Source organism: Romboutsia sp. (assembly GCF_056995035.1).
On sequence record NZ_JBXKIW010000051.1, the window covers coordinates 1 to 24,996 of the forward strand.

Consider the following 24,996-nt stretch of genomic DNA (forward strand, 5'->3'; position numbering starts at 1 on the left):
GCTTGTTCCATACCTCTTATTTGACTTCTCATCTTTTCAGATATAGCAAGTCCTGCTGCATCATCACCAGCTTTGTTTATTCTTAATCCTGATGATAATTTCTCCATTGCATTTCCTGCTAATGCAGTATTCTTAGTCATATTATTTGTAGCTAGCATTGCGTTCATATTAGTGTTTATTCTCATGTTTTTACTCTCCTTAGTTTTTTATTGACATCCTTGTCATTTTTTTGTGTAATACTTTACAAAGTATCCTTTACAATATATATATCGTCATTATACTTTGAAACTTTATACTTTTTCGTTAAAAATATTTAGGTTTTCTTTACTTGTTTTTATATATGAATAGTTTACTTGTTTTATTTTTTTTTGAGTCTTTATTTCATTCTTTATATTGGATATTTTTTTTCCAAATATATTCTTTAGTTCTTTATCTATTTCAAATACATCACTTTTAACATATAATTCTTTAAACTCAGAGTTTTGTTTTTTATCTAATGCTTCAATTATGAAACTTCTTTTATCTAATATCTCATCTATTTCATCAAATTTATCTTCTTTTAATATTTTCAAAAGTTCCATCGATAAATTTTTATATAAATCTAACTGTTTATACATTTTATCTCCTTAAACCTATTGGCCCATTAAATGATTCATTTGTGAATTAAACTTATTCATAGATGCTTCTAGTGCTGCAAATTTTTGATATAATTGTTGTTCTTTGTCTTGCATCTTTCTTTGTATATTTTTTATATTTTCTTGTTGTTGTTTTATCTGATCTGAGTAAAAATTATTTGCAACTGATGCTGTTTTTTCAATACCTGCTTTTTTCGCAAACAAAGATGATGAAGTGCCTACATATTTATACATACCATCTTTCATTTTCGCCATTACACTATTGTCACCTGATGTAAATATATCATATACTTTTTCACCATTGTCTTGAATCGCTTTCGTAAACTTTGCTGTATCTAATGATAACTGACCCTTTTTGTTATAATCCGGGTGAGTTGTTAATCCAAATTCATTTAAAGTTTTTGAATGTTCTCCAAATATAGCATTTTGCATATGATCCATGAATCTTCTCATTTCAGAATCATTTCTAAGTACACCTTTTTTAGCTTTTTCTTCCCATATTTTTATTTCATCTTCATCCATATCTTTTTTTTGTTCTTCTGTTAGTGGTTTATAGTCTCTATTTCCTTTTTCAGTTACAAGGTCATATACTTTGTCCATTATTTTATTGTAGTCTTCAACAAACTTTTTCATATTATCTACAACAGGTTGTGCATCTGTTTTAGATGTTATATGAGCAGTTCCTATCGCACTAGCATTGTATGTGATATTATCTATAGTAAATGAATTGGTTTCTTTAGTTAAAGTGTCAATAGGTTTACCTTGCGAAGTTACTACTATTTTGGAATCGCTACCTTTTGTATCAGTAATATCAAAGCCTATAGTTTTTAATTGTGAAGCAGCATCTCCTTTTTCATTTACAATTGTAAGTTTAGAATTAGCTCCTGTTTTTTGCGTTTCTATAGTAAGTTTGCCTGTCATTTCACTATATGATGCTTTAACTTCACCCTTCATTTTTTCATTTATGGTTTTTACCATAGTTTCGACAGTATCTCCTGAACTAAGATTTATTGGATCATATGTTTTACCATCACCTAAATCTATTTTAAAACTAATATCTCCTGTTAATCCTAGATTTTGATTTTTACTAGCAAATGATGCACTCATTTTAGCAGGTTGAGCTAATTCTTGTACATCAAAATCATAATCTACTTTGCTAGCTCCTGCACTTCCACTTGCAGTTATAACATTAGAATCCGAACTACTTACACTTAATGTATTCCAAGATTTACTACTTATTATTGAATTAGGAGAAGTTATTGAAAAATAATCATCTTGAAATCCTTTTACATCTTTTATAATATTCCTATATATTTCTTGTTGCCATTTTATAGTTTGTTCTTTTTGTTTTACTTTATCTATTTTATTCTGTTCTCCAGTTAGCATATCTTTTATTATCTTATCCGTATCCATACCTGTTGCAAGACCTGGAATTCTTACAGAATTTACTGATGCCATATAATTTCCCCCTATCTAATTTGTTTAGCTTTTTTTGCTACTTCATGCCACATATCTCTTATTTCCTCTATAACTGGCAATATCTTATCTATTATTTCTATATCTTTTTTTATATTAGCTTTTGATAGCTCTTTTTTTATAAAATCATACAAGTTATATAGATCTTGCATATAATTCCCTACACTCTTATCCATAGTTACCATTAGCTCCGTAAATATATCTTGGACTCTTATCAATTCTTGATGCGCTCTTGGTATATCTTTTTGTATTATAGCTAATCTTGCTATTTTCGTGTATTTAACAGCACCATCTACTAACATTAATAATAATTGATCTTTTGATGCCATGTTTACTGAATTTTGTTTATATGCATTGTATGGATTTGCTGTATACATATTTTTCTCCCTCTCTTACTTAAATAACTTTAAAATTTCATCTGTATTTATTATAGCTTCTGAATTTTCTTTTTTAACTTTTTCATACACTTCTTTTCTAAGTATTATTTTATCTTTTGGAGCATCTATTGCTATTTTGACACTTCCATCTTCTATTTTAGTTATTTTTATTTCGATATCATCTCCTATCAATAGAGATTCACCTTTTTTTCTAGTAATTACTAACATGTTTTCCACTCCCTATTAAAGGTTCTTTTATTTGATGTTTATCATCTTGTAATATTAATTGTTTACCTTTATGGTTGTTTATATTTATTACTAAAGGAGCTTTTAAATTAACCGTGCTAGTTTCTAGAGTTTTTCCTAATGTTATTATGTTTAATAATAATACATCTTCTGGCTTTTGTATTTTTAATGTTTTTATCATTTCATCATTTAATTCTATTTCGTAATCTTTTTTCACTTCAAAAGGATATATCGCTACAAATCCTATATTTTCATCTTCTGTTGAAGTTATCATTTTTAATTTTTCATTTCCTTCTATATCATTTATTATGAATGTTTTATATTCTTCAAATCCAGGAATTCCTTTTTCAAACAATATTTCCATATAGCCCTCCACATTATCTCATATAGTCTAGTATTGTAGGTTGGATTAATTTAGTTCCAACTTGTATCGATGCTTGATAAACCAACTCTGCCGATTTTAATTCTATAAATTTTTCGACATGGTCTACATCTTGGTCTAGTGAGAGTACACCTTTCATATTTAATATGTTGTCATCATTAAGGTTTCTTACTTTCTCTGCTGTACTTACTCTTACACCAAGAGAAGTTCTTTCATCTAAAGCATGATTGAATAATTTGTCTATATTTTCTTTTGTAGTTCCTAATAGTTTTTCTTTGACTTTATTTTTTTCCTCTTCATCAATTTCTATTACAGTGCCATCCTCTTCAGTTCTTTTACCTGTAGCTATTTCATTCATATATTTTGATAGGTTATTTATATCATTAAGGAATCCATTATCTGTGATTTTCCCAGTAGCTTCATCAATTTTAACATTAAATATTTCTCCGACTGATACATTGTAATCTATATTTATGCCGTCTGATATATCCGCCTTTAAATCCCCTGTATTCGGTATGTCTTTATCAGATTCATCTTTGTTAAATTGTAACGTTACTGTTCCGTCTGGATTTTCTATCCTTTTAATCGGTGGCTCATCTACACTTGTACCACCAAACATATATTTACCTCCATAAGTAGTGTTTAAAATATCTCCAAGTTCTTTTATTTTCTCATTCATCTCTGCATTTAGAGCTTTCATTTCTTCTTCTGAATATGCACCATTTCCAACTTTTATTATACCGTCCTTTATATCTCCAAGTAAGTTACCGAAATTTTCTAACGACCCATCTGTAGTATTCATCCATCCTACAGTTTCATCTATATTGTAATTATATTTTTCTGTATATTTTATTTCATTATTTAAATTCATTATTCTTATAGCTTTATGTGGATCATCAGAAACTCTATTAATTACTTTCCCAGAGTTAATTTGTTCATTTATTTTATTCATTCTTGTTAAATTTTCTTGTGTATCATACATATGATTTCTTATCATTGAAGTGTTGGTTATTCTCATATTTATCTCCTAATTATCTCTTCAGACCATTTATTACTACATCTAATAAAGAGTCGATTGTTGATATTACTTTAGCACTTGCATTGTATGCATGTTGGAATTGTACCAGGTTTACCATTTCTTCATCTAATGATACTCCAGATACATTAGTTCTTAAGTTTTCTATTTCTTTTAATATTTTACTTTGATTTTTTTCATTTCTTATCACTTCTTGTGCTTCATTTCCTAGTTTTTGTATTATGTTATTATAGAATTTATCTATAGTCGTTTTTTCTGTACCTGTACCTATAGTTATTTTTTCATCTTTTAGTTTATACATTGCTGATGCTATATCTGTTGTTATATTCCATGCTTTAGGATCTTTTATTATCTCATCATTTACTTCAATTACAGGGTTTTTATATTCTCCTGTGACAGTATCTTTATTAATAATAAATAAATCTTTCCCAGGTGGGTTAAGTATTTCATTTACCCCTTTTGCTAAACCTTCAGCTAATTCATTTAGACTATCTGTATATTCTTTAATCTTATCTATCATGTCTATAGAACCTTGAACTTCTCCAGAAACATCACCAAGCGCTTTTATCTCATCAGGCGTAACGTCACTTCCATCTTTTATTTTTTCATCAACCAATTTCTTAACTGCATCATTTTCTATATTCATTTTAAAACTTAAATCATCAAGTATCTTATCTCTTTCATCCATCAAGTCATTAGGAGATTTTCCACTTCCTTGAACTATATTTATATGCTTATCTAGTTCTTTTAATTGTTTAAGCATATCATTTATTCCATCAACGTCATTATTAAGTTTTTCATTAGCTTGTGAACTTAAATCTTCTAATTTTTCTTTTATATGACTTATATTATTTGCTAAGTACTTACTATTTTGTATAACTATATCCTTAGATCCAGCATCATTTGGATTTTTAGAAAGTTCTTGCCAGCTAGAAAAGAAATTACTTATTGATGCAGATATAGATGTGTCTGACGGCTCATTAAATATTTTCTCCATATTTGTATAGTGTTCATATTTAGCACCTGTTTCTCCTTGATTATGAGATTCATTTCTAAATTGGAAATCATAAAAAGTATTTCTTATTCTTATAACATCAGTGGCTTCAACACCCGTTCCTAATTGTCCAGCACCCATGCTACTGTTGTACCCTGGATAACTATATGCACTTTTTGCACTTTGTTCTACTTCTTGTCTTGAGTATCCAGGTGTATTCATATTATTTATATTGTGTGAAGTTGTTTGTATTGATGTTTGACTTACTCTCATTCCCGAACTTGCTGATTGTAAGCTTCCTAATAGTCCTGACATATATTCCCTCCAATATTTATTTCCCTACTTGCCCATATGCATTATAGGTTCCTACACCTTTACTTGGCTTTATACAATTTATCATTTTCTTTGTGAAAAATAGTCTTTTCTTTATAAGCATTGCGTTTGCTTCTTTTTGTATTTCTATCATATTCAAAGTGCTTTTTATATCTTCATATGCTTGCTTTATGTTTTCATCATCACAGTTTTCTACAACTATTTTCATACTAGCTTCTCCGCCCATTATTTTTCTTCTTTTTATTTCTTTAGTTGCAAGCTCTTTTGCTAAGCTGTCTAGCTCTTGAGCTATTTTATCCATTTTCATAACTTCTTGATCTATAACTAGTTCGTATTGTTCGTCTAATAAGTTTAATAATTTATTTAGTATGTTTTTTTCTTCATATATTACTACTTTTAGCTCTGGACTCAATTATTTTTCTCTCCTCATATGTTCTATTATTTTTTTTGCTAAATCTTTTGAATCTACTTTATAAGTTCCATTTTCTATTTTTTGTTTTAGTTCATTTACTTTATCCATATTAACTTCTTCTTTATTTGTATTCATTTTATTTAAGTATTTTCCTAATTCGGATATTTCTATCACATCCGTTTTTTTATTTATTACAGGTTTTACTTGCATTTTATTAGCCTTATATATATTTTCAATATTTCTATAGTTAACTGTACTTACATTCATTAACATACCTCCTCACGAATTTGAGTCCACCGAATCTTTGAGCAACGGGCCTGTTTTTTAGACCGTTGGCGACATGAGCGCAGCGAATTTTAGTTCTCCTCATCCTCATCTGAATCTTTTATCTTTGATAATTTTATTGCTAGTTTATTGTCTAGTATTATACTTTCTCCACTTGCTATAAGTTTTCCGTTCACATTTATATCTAACGCTTCTTCTACATGTTTATCCAGTTCTATTACGTCTCCGATTTTTAGGTTTACTATTTTTTCTATCTTAGCTCTTGTAGATCCCATTGATACTGTTATGTCCATTTGAGCATTCATTGTCTCTTGCGTACTATTTATAGGTTCTTTTTCACCCTCTACTAATTGTTCAAATTCCACTTCATATATTAAATCATTTTTTTCTATTACTTTCATGTTAATTTCTCCTTACATGTATATATCTATTAAAAGCCCATTTATTTCATCTATTTTAGCTGCTACATCAATATTTTCTTTTTGTTCATATATTAGTTCTTTTGTTATTTCTTCTAGCTTTTCATTTACTGTTTTTACTGTTGTGAAATAATTTTTATCCCAAAAACTATCATTTTTATTCAAATCATAAACATAATCTACTATTGATTTTAAATATCCTTTTATGACTTGTTTATACTTTATCACATCAGTGTAGTTTTGTGTTACTGTTAGCCGTTCACCTGTTGTTTTTATTTCCTTTATATATGCCTCTAGTTCTTCTTTTGTTTTTGATCTATTTGTTTGATTAAAGCTATCACTAAAATCTAGTTTAGTTTTATTATTTTTACTTTCTATACTTAATCCTGCGTTCAGTCCTATATTTCTTACTTTCATATTTAACCTCTACAATGTTTTTTATAGCGCATAGGAAATTATATTCATTTTGAAATTGTAGATAAATATAATTTTCGTATATGTGCTTCAAAAAAGTCTTCCTTATAAATCTTCAATTAAAGACTTTTTTATAGCGAATTTTTATGTTATTAAAATAATACGGTTGTATATTATATTACTTGAGATAAGTTTAATCTTACTATTTCTAAGAGTTTCTCTAACTCCATAGGTTTATAACAATAGTAACCTTGAACTAAGTCGCATCCCATGTCTTGTAGACTCATATATTGAGATTTTTGTTCTACCCCTTCTGCTACTACTGATGTGTTTGTTGTATGAATCATACTAATTAAGTTTTCTATAAACATTGGGTTATTGCTAAGATATTCTATTAATGTTTTATCTATCTTTATTTCATCTATATTATAATTTTTTATGTAATCAATTGAATTGAATCCTTTGCCAAAGTCATCTATAGATACCTTTATTCCTGTATTTTTTATTTCTCCCAGTATGTCGTGTATCCTATCTATTGATTCCATATTTTCATTCTCTGTTATTTCAAGTTTTAATAATTTATAGTCGAATTTTACCTCTTCTATTATTTCTTTTATGCCTTGTACAAATTGTTTATCTTCTAACTGATATGGCGATATATTTATAGATAAGTCTATATTTTCATCCAATAATACATTAAGTTTTTGTATATCTTCACAAGCTCTTTTTATAATCCATTTTCCAAGTGTATTTATATATCCACATTTTTCTGAAAATCCAATTAGTTTTTCTGGAGTTATATATCCATGTTCTTTATTAAACCATCTTACTAACGCTTCTACACCTTTTATCTGTCCTGTTTTAGCATCAACTTTAGGCTGGTAATATAGTATTATTTCGCCTTCTTCAATTGCATTTTCTATAGCCCCTATATTTATATGTGTTTCATATTTTTCATTATATATTTCGTATTTATTGTTACCTTTTTTAATTGCATCCGACATGGACATGTCTAATTTATTTATAGCATCCGATAAATTAAAGTCATCATATTTATATATAACTGCTGCAACATTAGCTGATAATTTTACACTTTCTGAGGAATCACTTACATTTGATGCTATTAAAAATATATCATTTATTAATTTTTTTATATAATTTACATCAGTGTTTTCTGTATATACTCCAAATTTACTTCCTGATAATCTTGCTACTAAAGACTCATGTTGCATATTTTTTAAGTCTTCAGCTATATGCTTTATTATATCATCTCCTTCTTTTCTGCCACACTGTAAATTAACGTAGCTAATTCCAATAAATCTAATTCTTATCAGCGTTCCATTTTTTTTTCCCCTTAAGCAATAAAAGAAATAATTTCTATTATATAAATTCGTAAACTTATCTTTTTTGTTTATTTTTATCCTTATATTATCAACTATATATTTAATACCCCATTTATTTTCATCATCGTTTAATACTACGTTTTTATAATACATATATAGTATCTATCTCCTAATTTCATTTTTATTTACTCTCGCTCTTTATTCTTACTTTTATTCATCCTATCTCCCTATCTCCCTATTAACTAATTAAATTGTACGTACACTTACTTTTTTTCTTTAGTTTTTTATTATTTTATTTTTTAGGAATATAAGTTAAATTTTACATCTATAATTAGATATGTGATTAGATTTTTAAAGGTTTTTTTAGTTTATTGAAGAATTATATATATATTGATTGATGATATATTGAAAATTTTTTTTAAAGGAGTCTTCTATGTTAAATGTAACTATATGTTGCGATGATTTGGACCAGGTGACTATCTTGAATAGTTATTTAGTTAAGTTTTCTTCATGTCATAATTTTAAATACAAGCTTTCTAGTTTTAACTCTTTTGATGATTTGATAAATAAACCTCCTAAGCAGATAGATATCTTATTACTTAATGTTAACTTAACTAATAAACAAACTGCTTTTAATGCTTATAAGAAAATCGAATCTTTATATAATGGTACTCAAATAATTTTCATACCTGAGATAGTCGATTTTATGATTAATGGTTTTCATTTAAAGGACTTTAAGTATATACTTAAGCCTTTAAAATACACATCTTTTGAAGAAGAATTTTTATTATGCATTAAAGATTTTGGCGATACAAACAAACCTATAAAAAGTATACACAAAAGTCTTCTAACACTATTAGAAGGGGTATCTACTAGATCTATTTTATTTATAGAATCTAGAGGTAATAGTTGTATAGCTTATACTAATAGCACTTCTGTTAATATAGATCATACTATTGATTTATTAGAAAAGAATTTAGATTCTTCTACTTTTTTTAGATGCCACAATAATTACTTAATTAACCTAAATAAAATAAGTAAACTTAATAGAACCTCTGTAATTATAAATACTAAAATAATCCCTGTGTGTAAGTGTAGGTTTAATGAATTAAAAAATAGATTATTATTTATACTTAAAATAATATAAAAATCAGTTCTCGATGTGCTAATTTTTATATTATTTTATTATTCTTCTTTAATTCAAATAATAGATAATAATAAATATTGAAATCTATTATCTAAATCACATTGGATATAATATTTTTATTCTCTATAATATTTCATTACTTTTGGAACATAGTTTTGAGTTTCTTTTGGCATTTTATATATATCTTCTATAGATTTAACACCTCTTCTTGACATTCTGCTCGGCCCGCCGTTGTAAGCCATAAGGGCCATTTCTACGTCACCATTATACTTATTTAAATATTCTTTTATATGTCTAGTTCCACCATCTATATTTTCTTCTATATTAAATGGATCACCTACCTTTAAATCCCTACAGTTTTCTGGCATAAGTTGCATAAGTCCCTTTGCGCCTGCTGATGATGTACAGCTTGGATTAAAATTTGATTCAACCTTTATTATGGATTTTATTAAACTTTCATCTATTCCATATTTTTTAGATGCTATACTAACAGCATTATCTATCCTTTGATTTACATTTGAATCTTTCGATGTTGACTTTATCTTATTAGCATTTTGAATGCTATTTTCTGTTTCTAATGTTGTATTTTCATTGTGTGTATTGGTAGTATTAGTGATATTAGTATTTATACTATTAGTTATTTCTTTTTGAGCTACTGCTTTTAGTAAACTTATCATTATCATATCAAATGCACCTTTGTTCGAATTGCAATCACAGTTATTTGAATTACTCATCGATAATTTAGACGTCATTCCTAATAATTGTATTTTATCAATCATTTTATCACCTCAGATATTTTATTACTTTAATAGTACGGATAGATATAAAATTACTTTATAAAAAAGTCTTTAATTTAAGCGTTATATAAGGAAGACTTTTTTGAAGCACATATACGAAAATTATATTTATCAACAATTTTAAAATGAATATAATTTTCTATGTGCTATAAAAAACCCCTAATTTAAATTGAAACTAGGGGTTTTTTATAAGTTTTAATTTAAAGCTTATATCAATATCCTACATAGCTAATTCAAGATATCCACTTGGGTGGAAGTAGTATATACTAGCAGTATTCTTATCAACGAAGAATCCTAAATCCGTATCATAATTTGGGAAAAATACATATCCACTTAATCCTTTTTGACTTAAAACTTCAAAAGTATTTTCATCACCTTGGAATTCATAATTTACGCCTTTATTGTACATTTCTAATAATTCTTTAGCTTGTTCTTGGTTTAATACTTCTATAACTTCAACAGTATTTACGTCTTCTATTCGTTCTTTCTCTATAACCTCTTGTTTATTATTTTCAGTTGTTTGATTATTTTCATCTTTTTCTATTTCACTATTTATTTTCGATTCCACTTCACTATTAACTTCTGGCTTTACTATATTTTCGTTAGCTATATTTTCTTCATTCTTTACTATATTTTTATTAGCTATATCTTCTTCATTCTTTACTATCATTTCTTTATTTGTACTTGTATCCATGCTTTCAACTAACTCCGTAGCCAGTTTATTATTTGTATTTTGTGCAAATATTGTATTTGTAATTGGATTTATAAATAATAATCCTCCGCATAATAATGATAATGTTGTTATTGCTCTTTTCATGTTCATCCCATCCTCTGTTATTAATATTTATGTAAAAATTTCACTTCACTCATGTCGCCAACAACCTTGGAAGTCGGGTCTATTGCTGAAATTTAGTTTCTATATTTTCTATGATTTAATATTATCATATAGGGGTTACATATAACAGTTACACCACTGTTACTTTAGATTACAAATTCGTAATTAAAGTTACATAGCTGTTACTTTTCAGATTCGCAATGAATCACTTTTTTAAAATGAATATTCAATTTAAAATATTTCATTTTTGAAATTCCAAGTTTTAATTCAATATTTTATTTTTCATTGATAATAGTTTAGTTATTAACTATTTTCCAGTATATTCACTATATTTTACAAATTATATTTCATTGAAATCTACAGAGTCTTTTTTTGCATTATTGAATACTTTTTTTTATAACTTGCATTTTTTCAATAATTCATGTTATTATATTAATAATATATTAATATAAAATTATTTGAGGTGATCTGCATGAAAAAAAAATTAGGACTTACAAGTAAAATTTTCATAGGAATATTATTAGGAGCAATTCTAGGATTAATACTAAAAGGTATGCCAGATGGTACATTTAAAAATACAATCTTGTTAGATGGTTTATTAAAAGTTATGGGAAACGGGTTTATAAGTTCCATAAAAATGCTAGTAGTTCCCCTAGTATTTGTTTCTTTAGTATGTGGGTCATCTTCTATGGGTGATGTAAAAAAAATTGGTAGAATTGGTATTAAAACTTTAGGTTTTTATCTAATGACTACTGCAATTGCAATAACATTAGCTCTTGGAGTTGGTAAGTTAATAAATCCAGGTATAGGACTTGATATGTCAAATTTAATAACTCAAAACCCTACTATAGGAGAAAGTAAATCTTTAGTTGATGTAGTACTTGCAATGATTCCAGAAAATCCTATCCAATCTCTAGCGAGCGGCGAGATGCTACAAATAATAATATTCTCTTTATTACTTGGTGTATCTATTAGTATGATTGGTGAAAAAGCAGAACCAGTTAAAAAATTATTTGAATCTGCTAATGAAATATGTATGAAAATGGTTAGTATAATAATGTTATTAGCTCCATACGGTGTATTTGCTTTAATAACAAATACATTTGCTACAACTGGATTTGATGCTATCTTATCACTACTTAAATATATGTTTGCTGTTTCTTTAACTTTAGTTTTACAAGGATTTGTAATTTATACTGGTATGATTAAACTTTATACTGGCCTTAAATTAAAACCATTTTTCAAGAAATTTGTAAAGGTAGCTGCTGTAACATTTTCTACAGCTTCAAGTAATGCTGCTCTTCCCGTAACTATTGAAAGTATGGAAGAATTAGGTGTCGATAATTCTGTTGCTTCATTTACTCTTCCATTAGGTGCTACTGTTAATATGGATGGTACTGCTATAATGCAAGGGGTTGCTTGTATATTTATATCTCAAATATACGGTATAGATTTAGGCATCAGTTCATTACTTACAATAATTTTAACTGCTACATTAGCGTCTGTTGGAACTGCTGGGGTACCTGGGGTTGGTATGATAACTTTATCTATGGTATTAACTTCTGTTGGTCTTCCACTCGAAGGTATAGGGTTAATAATGGGTGTTGATAGATTATTAGATATGGCTAGAACTACTGTAAATGTTATGGGGGATTGTGCTTGTACTTTAGTTGTAAGTAATGGTGAAGGTGAATTAGATAAATCTATGTACTATGGAGAATCTGGTAAAATTGATGCTTAATTATAAATATAGTTTATAATCATTTAACGTAAAAAATTCGCTTCGCTCATGTCGCCAACGATATATCTTCGCTCTCGCTTCAGATACATCCGTTGCTCAAAATGTCATTTTTTACGTTTCTAAATGCATTAGTATTACTGTCATTCATAGTTTATCCACAGTTTTTTAGTGAATATAAAATCTTTGTACGTAAAAAATAAAGGGACTGTCTCAAAAAGTATTTTGAGATAGTTCCTTTATCTGTATTTTACTTAAATATCTATATTTTCACTACAACGTAACATTGATTTTTAATATTTTTCAAAATCAAAATTAACACTACTTATTAACTATTCTTTTATAACCATTATATGTTGTTACAAAGTAAATCGCATATACTATTAAAATAGCGACTATTGCAAATAAATTATTTTTTACTACATTAATATCTCCAAACATTTTCACAAAATCATTCGCTACTTTTATTCCAAATATACTATGAACTAATGCTAATAATATAGGTAAACTAAAATATAATAATACTTGAGTAAATATTGATTTATTTATCATTTCAGAACTTACACCAAGCTTTCTTAAAACTTTATATCTATTTAAACTTTCAGTTGCACCTGACAATTGACTAAGTGCAAGTACTGCTGCACTAGCTATTAAAAATACCATACCTACATAAATTCCTACATATAAAAACATAGTCGACATTCCAATAGTACCATCATAAGATTCTATTTTACTCAATCCATGTATGTTTAAATTTTGAACTTCTTTTGAATTGCTTTCAAGTTCATCAAAATCTTTTAATATTTTTTCTTCTGTTAATGTTTTTTCACCTTTATAATTTAAATTCAAACAATTTGTATGTACACTTAAATCTTTTACATACTTATCATTAACTATTAATGTTAAAAGATTCATACTCATAGTTGATGTATAAATTGCTTCGTACTCATAGTTATTTTTTAATTCAAATTCTTTATTAGTAAGTTTTATACTTTTGTTTTGTGATAAGTATTCTTCTATTGCTGGTTTCATAATAGGTACATCATTTAATAATAAAACTTCATTTTCATTTAAACCAATTTGTTCTTGTTTTTTCATTTTCTTTAATTTATTATAATCTGATAATTTTATTACTTCTACATTTAAATCTTTGATAAATTGAAATTGTTGTTTTGAAATTTTATCAGAATTGTTTTTAAATAATTCTCCATAGGTTATGTCACTAATATACACATTATAATCAACAAATTCTTCACTATATTTATTTATATCAAAGCCTTTTTGATTTAATAAATTACTTAAATTTTCATTACTACCATTTTTAGCTATATTTTCACTTAAAACATTAAAGCTTATATCATAAGGCGTTTTAAATTGCATTGATGTTTCTAAGGATTTTTTTATTCCAATCCCTGCCGATGTCATTCCTATTGCTATAAACAACATTATACATATAACACTCATAGACATATAATGAGTATTTATTTTGCTGTTTAGTTGTCTTAATGTGAAAGTATTTAAGTTTTTAAAATAATAATTTTTACTACTTTGAATAACTATTATTAAAAATCCTGCTAATGCTCTAAAAAATAATATTGTTCCTAAAACTCCTAAAATTATATACTTAAAATCTATTCCACCATTACTATATATTAATTGTTCGCCTAGAGTTGATTTATAAGCAACATATAAACATATTATTGATAAAACAAACAATACTAATGATAAAATTAAATTATTTCCTTTTAATTTTTCACTACGTTTTTCATTATTTATTAAATTTATTAATTTATATCTAGATACAACAATAAAATTTAATAAAATTACAACAATAAACATTATACTAAAATAAAGAATTGTTTTTAAACAAGCATCTTTTGAAAATATAAATTCATACTTACTCATATTAGCGTCAAACATTTTAGCAGTTAAACTAGCCATTCCTTGTGATAAAAATACACCTATAAATAATCCAACTAACAAAGATATAATACCTATTATTAATGTTTCAAAAAACAACATATATGATATTTTATTTTTGCTAATTCCTAATGTCATATAAACTCCAAATTCTTTACTTCTTCGCTTTATTATAAAGTTATTTGCATACATAACCAAAAATCCTAAAATAAATGATACAAATACTGATACATAAGACATCATTTTTGTAACCAACTTAGCTTGTTCTCTTTTACTTTCTGATAGTTCTATCATTACAGTTTGAGATTCTAGTGAGTTAAATACATAAAATATACAAACCCCTATTACTAAAGTTAAAAAGTATATACTATAATCTGCTACACTTCTTTTTACATTTCTTGAAGATAATTTAAATAACATTTTCAGTATCACCTCCAAGAAGTGTCACTACTTCTATTATTCTTTTGAAAAATTCCTTTCTACTATCATTTCCTCTTATAATTTCATTAAAAATTTTACCATCTTTTATAAATAATATTCTCTTACAATAACTTGCTGTAAAAGCATCGTGAGTTACCATCATTATAGTTGAATTTAAACTTTCATTTAGATTTTCTAAACTTTCAAGCAGTATTCTTGAAGACTTTGAATCTAGGGCTCCTGTTGGTTCATCTGCAAGTATTAATGATGGATTCGTAATTATTGCTCTTGCTGATGCTACTCTTTGTTTTTGACCTCCTGATATTTCATAAGGAAATTTATTTAATATATCAGAAATATTTAATTTATTAGCCACTTGATTTACACGAGTATTTATATCATTACCTTTTACTCCTGTTACAGATAATGCTAATGATATATTTTCATAAACAGTTAATGTATCTAACAAGTTAAAATCTTGGAATATAAATCCTAGATTTTCTCTCCTAAATTTTTCTATGTTTTTTCTACTTAAAGTTGTTATATCTTTGTCCTCTATTTTTATACTTCCTGTTGTTACATTATCTATTGTAGCTATACAATTTAATAATGTTGTTTTACCACTCCCACTAGGTCCCATTATTCCTACAAACTCACCTTTTTCAACTTCAAAAGATATATTGTTTACTGCTTTTGTTAAATTTCTTTTGTTCCCATAATATTTTTCTATATTCTTCGCTTGTAATACTGTACTCATATTTTCCCCTCCATATTTACTTTATAGTTATATTTTACACATATTAGAGGTTTACTTTAATAACTTAAACTTACATAAACCTTACATAAATGTAAGGTTTGCTAAATTTGAGTCATCTTACTTTGTGGAAGTGTAATTTTAACAATCGTGTACTCGTTTATTTTAGAATTTATATCAATACCTAAATACATCTTTTTGCATAATTTTTTAGAAATATAAAGACCCATACCAGTAGATTTGCTCATTTTTCTTCCATTTAATCCTGTAAAACCTTTTTCAAATACCTTTTTTAAATCCTTTTCATCTATTCCAATGCCATTATCTTCTATAAACAACTCTATATTAGTATTGTTTTCTTTTGTATAAATTTTAATTTTTCCATTTTGTTTTTCTAATTTTTTGTTTATATTTTTATTTCCTATATACTTTATAGAATTTATTATTATTTGATTAAATATAAATTCTAACCACTTGCTATCACAATAAACTTTATTTTCAAAATCCTCTATTTCTATCAAAATATTCTTTTCTCTTATAGATTTTTTATTTCTTTTTATTGTATTATTTATACTTTTTCTTACGTTTATTTCTTTTATTATGTAATCTTTTTCTAATTCATTACCTTTTGAATAATATAAAACTTGTTCTATAAAATTTTCTATTTTTTCGATTTCTTCTAATATACTTAATGTATTTTCATTTTTATTATTTTCTATTATCAACTTACTTGATGATATAGGTATTTTTATTTCATGTATCCACATATCTATATATTCCTTGTACTCTTCTTGAGAAAATATATATTTATTTACTTCTTCATTCATTGCTTTATCAGTAATGCTCAACACATCATATAATATTTGTCCTTCTAAGAAATTTGGAGATTCTATTAATACAGGTAATAAATATTTTTTATCTAAATCTTGCAATGAACTTATTACTTTATTATAATAACTAAATTTTCTATTATAATCATATAGAATTTCAATACTTGTCAAAGCTATCCATAAAATCATTATGAAATTTTTAGTTGTTTTATCTATTTGAAGCAAATTTAATATATAAATTATAAATAATATAAATATTAACCTTAAAATTATAGATAATTTCTTGTCTTTAATATAACTTTTTATATTCATAGTTATGGCATTATATAGCCTATCCCCCTTCTTGTTTGTATATAGTCTTTACAATTAACTAATTCTAATTTTTTTCTAAGCCTATTTATGTTAACTGTTAATGTATTATCATCTACAAATAAATCCAAGTCCCATAAATAATCCATCAAATTCCCTCTAGAAACTATTTTACCTTTATTTTTCATTAAACAATTAAGTATTCTAAATTCATTTTTAGTTAATTCTAATTCTTCATTATCAAAATATATACTGTTTCTTGATAAATCCAGTTCTAGTTTTTTATATCTAAGAACTTCTATGGAATTTTTTTTATATGTTCTTTTTAATATAGAATTTATATGTGCAAGTAATATTTGAGTATTATATGGCTTTGTTATAAAATCATCAGCCCCTAAATTCATACTCATTAGCTCATCCATTTCACTATCTCTGCTAGTAACTACTATTATAGGAATATCTGATTTTTTTCTTATTTCTCTGCATACATAATACCCATCATATATAGGTAAATTTATGTCTAATAACAATAGATGTGCTTTTTCATTTAAAGTATTTTCTATTATATTTTCAAACTCTGTCATTACTATTACTTCATAATTATAACTAGTTAAAAATTTTTTTAACTCTATTCTTATTTTTTCATCATCCTCAATTATAATGATTTTTTCCAATTTAATCCCCCATCCAGTATAATTACATTATATATATTATATCAATCGATTCCATATTTATCCAATTATATAATATATATTTATAGACTTATCACAATTAACCTTCATAATTTCACTATATCGTGACAAACTAAAATTATTATTAAAAATATATACAAAAAAAGTGTAAACTATTTAATTAGTCTACACTTTTGTATTTAAAATTAACTTTTTATTTATTATAACTTTAATGAAGCACCTTCCCAGTCTTTTATAAAATTCTCGATTCCTTTATCTGTTAAAGGATGCTTAATCATTTGGTTTATAACTTTAAGTGGTACTGTAGCTATATCTGCACCTGCTCTAGCTGCTTGTGTTACATGTATAGCATTTCTTACACTTGCAACTATTATTTGAGTTTCTATAGCATTTACACTGAATATATCTACTATTTCTTCTATTAAATCTAATCCATTTTGTCCTATATCATCTAATCTACCTACGAATGGGCTTACGTATGTTGCACCCGCTCTAGCTGCTAAAAGTGCTTGACCTGCAGAGAATATTAAAGTTACATTAGTCTTTATTCCCCTTTGAGATAATATCTTAGTAGCTTTTAAACCTTCTGCTGTCATAGGTAATTTTATAACTATATTTTTATGTATTTGCACTAATTTATCAGCTTCAGTTACCATTCCCTCATGATTTAAGCTTATTACTTCTGCACTTATTGGTCCATCTACTATTTCAGTAATTTCTTTAACTACCTCGATAAAATCTCTTCCTTCTCTAGCTATTAAAGATGGATTTGTAGTTACTCCACATATAACACCTAAATCATTTGCTTCTTTTATTTCTTCTATGTTTGCTGTGTCTATAAAAAATCTCATTATATAATCCTCCTAAAATTTAATTATTATATTTATGTAATTATAATTTGTCTCAATATTTAACAATTATTAGTATTTACCTATCAGTATTAAATATTCTAATAATTGTTAAATATCTAATACTATTATAGTCTAGATTACTATATCATACTTTTTTATTCTTTTCACGTTAATTTACTATTTAACTTTTTAATCAATTTTAAATAGTTTACATTATATTCAAATATTTTTGTGCCTTTATAATATATATCTTTAACAAAAAGTTGGTATCATTATACCAGCATTTAGTACTACCTAAATTTTATATGTATGTTCTAAAAAAATGCCTATCATATTTTATAATTTAAATACTATTCCTACTACTGCTCCTATTGCAAGAAATAGCTCTGGATGTTTTTTATACTTATTTGAAGCAATGAACAACATTACGAATAAAATTAGCGCCTTATAATCAAAAATATCTAATATATTTTTACTAGCTAAATATCTCTCAAAAGTAATAACAGATAATTTCATTACCTCAAGCCATGCAATTGCTATCAGTCCTGTTACTGTAGGTCTAAGTCCCCCAAATACTCCATTTACCAGCTTACTTTCTTTAAATTTATCTAGGAAATGAGCTACTATTAAAATTATAATAAATGATGGCATTACAATTCCTGTGGTTGCTATAAGAGATCCTAATATTCCTTTAGCTTCAAATCCTGCGTAAGTTGCCATATTTATACCTATAGGCCCTGGTGTTGATTGAGATACTGCTATCATATCTGCAAGCATAGCCTTATCAAACCATGGATACTTTTCTGCAATATCATATAAAAAAGGTAATGTTGCTAAGCCTCCACCAATAGAAAATAGTCCAATCTTTGCAAACTCAAAAAATAGTTGTATATATGTAATCATGATTTTTCTCTCCTATATGTTATTATAAGCCCTAATATACATGCTGCTATAACTATATATATAGGTGAAATATCAAAAAATGCTCCTAACACAAACGTTACAATAAAAATCATAATTCCAATTTTATCTACTATTGATGTTTTAAATAAAGTTATAACTGCATTTAATATTAGAACTCCGACAGCTACTCTTATTCCTGAAAATGCATGTTGCACTACTGCATATTTAGAAAGGTTTTGTAAAAATGTTGCTATAGCCATTATTATTATAAATGAAGGAAACACGACTCCAAGTGTTGCAAAAAAGGCTCCTATTGAACCTCTTACTTTATACCCTACTAAGGTAGCAGTATTGACTGCTATTATCCCCGGTGTTGCTTGACTAACAGCATAATAGTCTAACAATTCTTCGCTCGTTGCCCATTCTTTTTCTTCAACTACTTCTTTTTGTAACATAGGAAGCATTGCATATCCTCCACCAAAGGTTAACCCACCTATTCTACAAAATGCTTTAAACAAATCAAATAATTCGTTCAATTTTAACCCCTCCATATACTCAGCTATAAAATCATATTATATTTAACTCTTATATATTATCATAACATCGAATTGTATAATAATATATAAGAGTTAAATATATGTTTTAAAATTGTATATCTTAAAATACTATAAAGAGGCATGAAATCAATTGATTTTATACCTCTTTATATTTATATCTATTTACTTAGCAGTATATCCAGCTTTTATAAGAGTTTCAACAGCCACTTCTCCATTAGCATCATTAACTAATACTATAGGTCCTGTACATCCCATTCCACTTTCTGCATATATTCCATTTTTCCATAATTCTTTAACTGCTTCTTCTAAATCCATTATATCTATACCAGATATTTGAGTAGTAACTACTTGCTTTCGGGGCATTTTAACTTCTCCACTAGTTTTAACTTCTTTCTTAGTAACAGTAGTTATTATATCCTCAAATTTAGAACTCCTAGCACTCATAAATTCACTCTTAGCAACTTCACTTACATTTCCTTTTGCTACATCATAAGCATATTTTAGGGCATTTGCAACTACTGGAGTTCCTGAGGCTCTTGATAATATAAGTATCTTTCTATCGTAATCTTGCCCTACTCCAGGCCCATACCCATATCCACTAGCTTCATATTCTCCACCTGTGGTGAAAGAAGAAAATACCTTCATAAATATGTTTCCACTTAAAGTATCCGTAACCATAACATCTGGTGCACCTGCTAATAAATCATTACCTCTCATAACACATCCACCATCTGCTCTTATAGATTCTGCAAACTCTATGTCATATCCATTATCTTTTAATTCTTTTAAACATTTTTCAACTTGTCTAGCTCCATCAACATTAAGTATACCAATTTTAGGATTTCTTATTCCTATACTTTTAGCAGTAGCAACTCCATATATAGCATTTCTAACCATTGCTTCTATTCTATTAGTTGCACTAGTTCCTGTTGTAGTGGCTAATATCATTTCTTTTCCTTTGCCTGGTGTTATTACTCTACCAACTGTAGATACCCCTATTGGAAAATTATAATGCATCGTTACGCATGCATCTATATATCCACTATCTAATAATTCTTCCATTTTTGTATGCATTTCTTTTTCACAGTTTACTTCAACAACCTCAAGATCAGTATCTCCCTTAGGCCCTATAAGAACTATATCAAATAAATTAGACTTTGCTAAATGCGCTCCGTCTACTAAATTATCTACTCCATGCTCACTTCCGAGTGTAGTTAATCCTATTTTTATTTTCTTTCCAAATTCTCCGCTTTCTATTGCATTAGCGATTTCTAGGAGAGTTTCACCTATTATCTTTTTAGCCATAATATTGTTCCCCCTATTCTTCTATCATATCTAATGCTAATTTTTTAAGAGACTTCGCTATTATTTTCTTTATCTCTTCCTTAGATACTCCATTAGTTTCTTCAGTTATTCCATTGTTTCTTTCTACTACAAATGATACTCCATCAAATAAGTTAGTCATTCTTCCTAAGAATAAGCTTCCCTTTCCAACTATCATAGCTCTATTTTTATCCCCAGTGCTTAAATCATCTATTGCAAATCCTATATAAGGAACTCCTGATGGTATATGACCTTGAGTTGGAGCCCATCCTGGTAATCCTTTATTAGCTACGAAATCTTTTAAGTCTTTCTTTTCCATATCTCCACGCTTAACAGCTAATGCACCTATCATTTTATAATTAGCTTCTGGTACATCTCCTGCTCCTGCTGGTTTTGTTATATCTGGATTTTGCATTTCAACAGAGAATACATCTACATCAGTTATTTTTAAATTCGCTCTATCTAGTCCTGAAGTTATAAGAGCTGTCATAACTGCTTGAGGAGAAGAACCTGTTCCAACAGTATGTTTTCCTACTAAATCAGTTCTAATTATTGGATTAATTCCATCATTTTCAGATACAAGCACAGCAAATCCACCTACTACATCTTCTAAAACTGGAAGACCTTTTTTAATATGGTCTTTGGCATTCATTCCAAGTTTTGCACTAGCGCCACCTGCAACTACTACTACATTTTTATATATACCTGATTTTACAAGCGCTGCAGCTTGAATTAATGCATGAGTTGGAGCTGCACAGAATCCTCTAGTATCTGCACCTGTAGCATTGTTAAAACCTGCTATTTCTGCTATAGATTTAGCAAAATTTCCTCCACCTCTTTGATTTATATCTCCACAAGCTTCTTCTGAACATTCTATAACATAATCTATGTCTAATGAATTTATTTTACTACTTCTTAATAAATGAACACATGATAACACTCCAGATGCCTTAACTACTAAATTTTCAAGGATAGTATGTGCATTTAAGTTAACATCTACATCATGAGCCCTTTTTATATACCCAACAAATTTTCCTTCATGATACAATCCTTCTGCTATATGGGTATTTATTAATTCTAAACCTTCTTCTATATTATTACCCTTTAGTTTACCTACAAATGGAGATAATTCAGGGTAGTTATTTTCAATTTTAGTTTTTACACTGCTTGCAAACTCTTCACTTAATTTTACTAAATCAAAAGCATCACACATTTGCATTAAAGCAAAAAATTCATCTTGAGGCATTATCTCCCCTAATTTTCCAGTTCTATTTCCTTCTATTTTTGCATTGCACCAAGGCATAGCTAAATTTTTTAATTCTTCTGGTCTATTGTTTCCTATGTAAACTTGATTTGGCATGTAGTTAATTACATCTTTATAACTTCTTAGATTATTACTTATTTCTTTTAAAAAATCTGAATCTGGATTTGTAGCTCTTTCAACATTACAAGTACTCCCATTTTGTACTATCATATCTGGAGTATGAACAAGTACATAACTTGCACCTTTTAATACTGGATAACTCATAAACGCACCCCCAATAAATTTTTAGATATATCCAACACCATAGTCTTAAAGAGGTGCTGGTTAATATTATGTATTTTCACAAATAGATGGACCAAAAGTCCATCTATTTGTTTTTTATATATTTAATTAATACTATATAATTTAAGCCATAGATTTAGGTTTAAGTGCACTAGTATCTACTTTTTCAAATACTGTTTGATCCTCTACTTCTGTAGTTAAAGCTATTAAAGCTTTTTCCACCAATCCCCTTCTTAATGCTTTTTCCTCAGTAGGATCAAGCGCAGGATTTCCAAGTGGATGAGGTATTGCTATAGTTGGAACTATTCTGTTTGCTCCAACTGTTAATGATATAGGAACTACTGTACACATATGAACCACAGGCACTTCAGTAACTCTTTCTATTTCTTTTACCATCGTTGCACCGCAACGAGTACAAGTACCTCACGTAGAAGTTAATATAATAGCATCTACATTAGCTTCTTTTAATTTATTTCCTATTTCATTAGCATATTTTTTTGCATTTGCAACTGAAGTTCCATTTCCAGTAGTTGCATAAAATGTTTCATGTAACTCTTTTATTATACCTTCTCTTACCATATCTCTTAATACATCAACTGGTAAAACTCTATCTGCATCTAAGTTAGCATACACTGGGTCATATCCACCATGTGCAGTTTCATGAGTTTCTTCAGTTAAGTCATCAAATCCTACTAATGAATATTCTCCATACTTAGAAGCTGAAGAAGATTCTATTCTATCAGGATTTCCTTTTGGAACTATTCCTCCTGAAGTAACTACTGCTATTTTTGCATTAGCTAAATTTTTAAGTGCAGGACTTGGATCAACTCTATCAAATACTGGCATTGGATATTCAGTAACAAATTCCTCACCTTTAATTTTTTTAAGGAGCATATCAACAGCTCTTTTAGATCCTTTTTCTTCATGGAAGAAATTTACTCTAATACCTCTTTCTATGTATCCTTCTTCTTTAGGTGAACATATTTTTTCTCCTTTAGCTAACTTTTGTGCAAATTTAACCATCTTAGGAAGAGCTTTTCTCATACCCGCAGCAGAATCCGATGTTTCTACTATATAAACATCTTTTTTGAACATGTCTGCACCTGGGTTTTCTATGTACATTCCAGTAAGAACAGGTATATTTAAGTTTTCTTGTACTACCTTAGTTATTGCACCTGCTGCAACTCCATATCTACCAGCATTGAAAGCTGGACCTGCTATGAAAAATTGAGGATCAAAGCCTTTTATCATTCCTAATACTTCATCACTTGCACTTTCTAAATTTTCATTGAAATAAGTATCTCCACATACTACTGTACCAACTATTTCCATGTTATCCCCTAATAACTTGTTAAGTTGAACACTTATTGGAGGTAAATTTTCTGCCACATGTGGCTTAGTATCAGCTTTTTCTTCCCCCCCAATTCCAGCGAAGAACTGATTTATATAATGAACTACTCTTAGTTTTTCCATATATTTCACCCCTTTTTTGTTTAATTAATCATTAAACTTACAGAATTGTTCTCTAACACTAGACATTTCTTCTACTATTTCATCAACTTCAAGTACCATTTCCATCATACTTATTTGTTCATCGTAAACAGCAGCATCAAATTCCGCTTTCATTTCTTCTTCTACAACATGATATACTCTAAGTCCTAATTCAACTCCAGCAAGTGGTCCAGCGAAAGTTGGATCACCAGCAGTTACTGTCTCAGCTGCAAGCCCCGCAGCTTCGGCTTCAGATGCACCTAATAAAACCACAAGATTGTCTGCTCCGTGTTTTTCACAAGCTTCTTTAACTCTCTTTTGGTTTTCTAAGTCCATAGCCCCTGCAGCCGTTCAGACAAAACATTCTGTTGAAGAAAATATTACTTCTGCTCCCTCTATACCTTTTATACACTCTTCTATCGCAGGTCCTGGTATACCATCACGGTCACCTATTATAAGGACCTTTTTATTCGCAAGTATGCTCATAGTTATCCCCCTTTAATTTATACGTACTACCTAACTTATTTATAT

Annotated in this window: 28 protein-coding genes; 2 read left to right on the forward strand and 26 right to left on the reverse strand. The window is 27.7% G+C overall.

Annotated elements, in window-relative coordinates; genetic code table 11:
• The 13 genes from AC11VW_RS08035 to AC11VW_RS08095 all read right to left on the reverse strand — a co-directional run.
• Positions 1 to 185: flagellin N-terminal helical domain-containing protein (locus AC11VW_RS08035; protein WP_484300891.1), on the reverse strand; the 185-nt coding region annotated here is incomplete at its 3' end.
• A gap of 105 nt (positions 186 to 290) precedes the next feature.
• A complete protein-coding gene (fliT, locus tag AC11VW_RS08040) occupies positions 291 to 617 on the reverse strand; it encodes a flagellar protein FliT (RefSeq protein ID WP_484300892.1) in 327 nt (108 codons plus the stop codon).
• Between the two features lie 15 nt (positions 618 to 632).
• Entirely contained in the window at positions 633 to 2,093 is a 1,461-nt protein-coding gene (gene fliD, locus AC11VW_RS08045; protein WP_484300893.1) for a flagellar filament capping protein FliD, read from the reverse strand.
• A gap of 11 nt (positions 2,094 to 2,104) precedes the next feature.
• Positions 2,105 to 2,488: a flagellar export chaperone FliS gene (fliS, locus tag AC11VW_RS08050; RefSeq protein WP_484300894.1), complete on the reverse strand. Its 384-nt coding sequence runs from the start codon at positions 2,486 to 2,488 to the stop codon at positions 2,105 to 2,107.
• 15 nt (positions 2,489 to 2,503) lie between these two features.
• A complete protein-coding gene (csrA, locus tag AC11VW_RS08055; protein ID WP_484300895.1) occupies positions 2,504 to 2,716 on the reverse strand; it encodes a carbon storage regulator CsrA in 213 nt (70 codons plus the stop codon).
• Positions 2,700 to 3,098 carry a flagellar assembly protein FliW gene (fliW, locus tag AC11VW_RS08060; RefSeq protein WP_484300896.1) on the reverse strand — a complete coding sequence of 133 codons (399 nt, stop codon included), beginning with the start codon at positions 3,096 to 3,098 and terminating at the stop codon, positions 2,700 to 2,702. The genes csrA and fliW overlap by 17 nt, the downstream gene beginning before the upstream one ends.
• Positions 3,099 to 3,111: 13 nt before the next feature.
• Positions 3,112 to 4,134, reverse strand: a complete 1,023-nt coding sequence (gene flgL, locus AC11VW_RS08065) for a flagellar hook-associated protein FlgL (protein ID WP_484300897.1) — start codon at positions 4,132 to 4,134, stop codon at positions 3,112 to 3,114.
• Positions 4,135 to 4,147: 13 nt separating this feature from the next.
• On the reverse strand, positions 4,148 to 5,461 hold the full coding sequence (flgK, locus tag AC11VW_RS08070) for a flagellar hook-associated protein FlgK (RefSeq protein WP_484300898.1): 1,314 nt from the start codon (positions 5,459 to 5,461) through the stop codon (positions 4,148 to 4,150).
• A gap of 16 nt (positions 5,462 to 5,477) precedes the next feature.
• Positions 5,478 to 5,891 (reverse strand): flagellar protein FlgN, encoded by a 414-nt coding sequence (locus AC11VW_RS08075; RefSeq protein WP_484300899.1) that lies wholly within the window; start codon positions 5,889 to 5,891, stop codon positions 5,478 to 5,480.
• Positions 5,892 to 6,158: a flagellar biosynthesis anti-sigma factor FlgM gene (flgM, locus tag AC11VW_RS08080; RefSeq protein ID WP_484300900.1), complete on the reverse strand. Its 267-nt coding sequence runs from the start codon at positions 6,156 to 6,158 to the stop codon at positions 5,892 to 5,894.
• A gap of 89 nt (positions 6,159 to 6,247) precedes the next feature.
• Complete coding sequence (locus tag AC11VW_RS08085) at positions 6,248 to 6,577, reverse strand: FliM/FliN family flagellar motor switch protein (protein ID WP_484300901.1); 330 nt, start codon at positions 6,575 to 6,577, stop codon at positions 6,248 to 6,250.
• Positions 6,578 to 6,589: 12 nt separating this feature from the next.
• Positions 6,590 to 7,012, reverse strand: a complete 423-nt coding sequence (locus AC11VW_RS08090) for a YaaR family protein (RefSeq protein WP_484300902.1) — start codon at positions 7,010 to 7,012, stop codon at positions 6,590 to 6,592.
• A gap of 170 nt (positions 7,013 to 7,182) precedes the next feature.
• Entirely contained in the window at positions 7,183 to 8,505 is a 1,323-nt protein-coding gene (locus AC11VW_RS08095; RefSeq protein ID WP_484300903.1) for an EAL domain-containing protein, read from the reverse strand.
• A gap of 280 nt (positions 8,506 to 8,785) precedes the next feature.
• On the opposite strand from AC11VW_RS08095, the gene AC11VW_RS08100 reads away from it, so the two are divergent.
• Positions 8,786 to 9,499, forward strand: a complete 714-nt coding sequence (locus tag AC11VW_RS08100; protein WP_484300904.1) for a LytR/AlgR family response regulator transcription factor — start codon at positions 8,786 to 8,788, stop codon at positions 9,497 to 9,499.
• Between the two features lie 116 nt (positions 9,500 to 9,615).
• Here the strand turns inward: AC11VW_RS08100 and AC11VW_RS08105 are convergent, their stop codons facing one another.
• Both AC11VW_RS08105 and AC11VW_RS08110 read right to left on the reverse strand, forming a co-directional pair.
• A complete protein-coding gene (locus tag AC11VW_RS08105; RefSeq protein ID WP_484300905.1) occupies positions 9,616 to 10,278 on the reverse strand; it encodes a lytic transglycosylase domain-containing protein in 663 nt (220 codons plus the stop codon).
• 238 nt (positions 10,279 to 10,516) lie between these two features.
• Complete coding sequence (locus AC11VW_RS08110) at positions 10,517 to 11,113, reverse strand: hypothetical protein (protein ID WP_484300906.1); 597 nt, start codon at positions 11,111 to 11,113, stop codon at positions 10,517 to 10,519.
• Between the two features lie 490 nt (positions 11,114 to 11,603).
• Here AC11VW_RS08110 and AC11VW_RS08115 point away from each other — a divergent pair, with 490 nt between their 5' ends.
• Positions 11,604 to 12,872, forward strand: coding sequence for a dicarboxylate/amino acid:cation symporter (locus AC11VW_RS08115; protein WP_484300907.1), 1,269 nt, complete (start codon positions 11,604 to 11,606; stop codon positions 12,870 to 12,872).
• A 318-nt stretch (positions 12,873 to 13,190) separates the two neighbouring features.
• On the opposite strand, the gene AC11VW_RS08120 is transcribed toward AC11VW_RS08115, so the two are convergent.
• From AC11VW_RS08120 to grdA, 11 genes are all read right to left on the reverse strand, one after another.
• Positions 13,191 to 15,209, reverse strand: coding sequence for an FtsX-like permease family protein (locus tag AC11VW_RS08120; RefSeq protein ID WP_484300908.1), 2,019 nt, complete (start codon positions 15,207 to 15,209; stop codon positions 13,191 to 13,193).
• Positions 15,199 to 15,966: an ABC transporter ATP-binding protein gene (locus tag AC11VW_RS08125; RefSeq protein ID WP_484300909.1), complete on the reverse strand. Its 768-nt coding sequence runs from the start codon at positions 15,964 to 15,966 to the stop codon at positions 15,199 to 15,201. Before AC11VW_RS08125 ends, AC11VW_RS08120 begins: the two co-directional genes overlap by 11 nt.
• A 101-nt stretch (positions 15,967 to 16,067) precedes the next feature.
• Positions 16,068 to 17,105 carry an ATP-binding protein gene (locus tag AC11VW_RS08130; RefSeq protein WP_484300910.1) on the reverse strand — a complete coding sequence of 346 codons (1,038 nt, stop codon included), beginning with the start codon at positions 17,103 to 17,105 and terminating at the stop codon, positions 16,068 to 16,070.
• A 2-nt stretch (positions 17,106 to 17,107) separates the two neighbouring features.
• Positions 17,108 to 17,776, reverse strand: coding sequence for a response regulator transcription factor (locus tag AC11VW_RS08135; protein ID WP_484300911.1), 669 nt, complete (start codon positions 17,774 to 17,776; stop codon positions 17,108 to 17,110).
• A 218-nt stretch (positions 17,777 to 17,994) separates the two neighbouring features.
• Positions 17,995 to 18,645 carry a fructose-6-phosphate aldolase gene (fsa, locus tag AC11VW_RS08140; RefSeq protein ID WP_484300912.1) on the reverse strand — a complete coding sequence of 217 codons (651 nt, stop codon included), beginning with the start codon at positions 18,643 to 18,645 and terminating at the stop codon, positions 17,995 to 17,997.
• 336 nt (positions 18,646 to 18,981) lie between these two features.
• Positions 18,982 to 19,548 carry a chromate transporter gene (locus AC11VW_RS08145; protein ID WP_484300913.1) on the reverse strand — a complete coding sequence of 189 codons (567 nt, stop codon included), beginning with the start codon at positions 19,546 to 19,548 and terminating at the stop codon, positions 18,982 to 18,984.
• The gene (locus tag AC11VW_RS08150) at positions 19,545 to 20,084 is read right to left on the reverse strand and encodes a chromate transporter (protein WP_484300914.1); all 540 of its coding nucleotides are present in this window, start codon (positions 20,082 to 20,084) and stop codon (positions 19,545 to 19,547) included. Before AC11VW_RS08150 ends, AC11VW_RS08145 begins: the two co-directional genes overlap by 4 nt.
• Before the next feature lie 183 nt (positions 20,085 to 20,267).
• Positions 20,268 to 21,410 carry a glycine/sarcosine/betaine reductase complex component C subunit alpha gene (grdD, locus tag AC11VW_RS08155; protein ID WP_484300915.1) on the reverse strand — a complete coding sequence of 381 codons (1,143 nt, stop codon included), beginning with the start codon at positions 21,408 to 21,410 and terminating at the stop codon, positions 20,268 to 20,270.
• A gap of 13 nt (positions 21,411 to 21,423) precedes the next feature.
• Positions 21,424 to 22,956 (reverse strand): glycine/sarcosine/betaine reductase complex component C subunit beta, encoded by a 1,533-nt coding sequence (grdC, locus tag AC11VW_RS08160; protein WP_484300916.1) that lies wholly within the window; start codon positions 22,954 to 22,956, stop codon positions 21,424 to 21,426.
• A gap of 141 nt (positions 22,957 to 23,097) precedes the next feature.
• Entirely contained in the window at positions 23,098 to 24,447 is a 1,350-nt protein-coding gene (gene grdB / locus AC11VW_RS08165; protein ID WP_484300917.1) for a glycine reductase complex selenoprotein B, read from the reverse strand.
• Positions 24,448 to 24,471: 24 nt separating this feature from the next.
• Positions 24,472 to 24,951 carry a glycine/sarcosine/betaine reductase complex selenoprotein A gene (grdA, locus tag AC11VW_RS08170; protein ID WP_484300918.1) on the reverse strand — a complete coding sequence of 160 codons (480 nt, stop codon included), beginning with the start codon at positions 24,949 to 24,951 and terminating at the stop codon, positions 24,472 to 24,474.
• Positions 24,952 to 24,996: the final 45 nt, after the last annotated feature.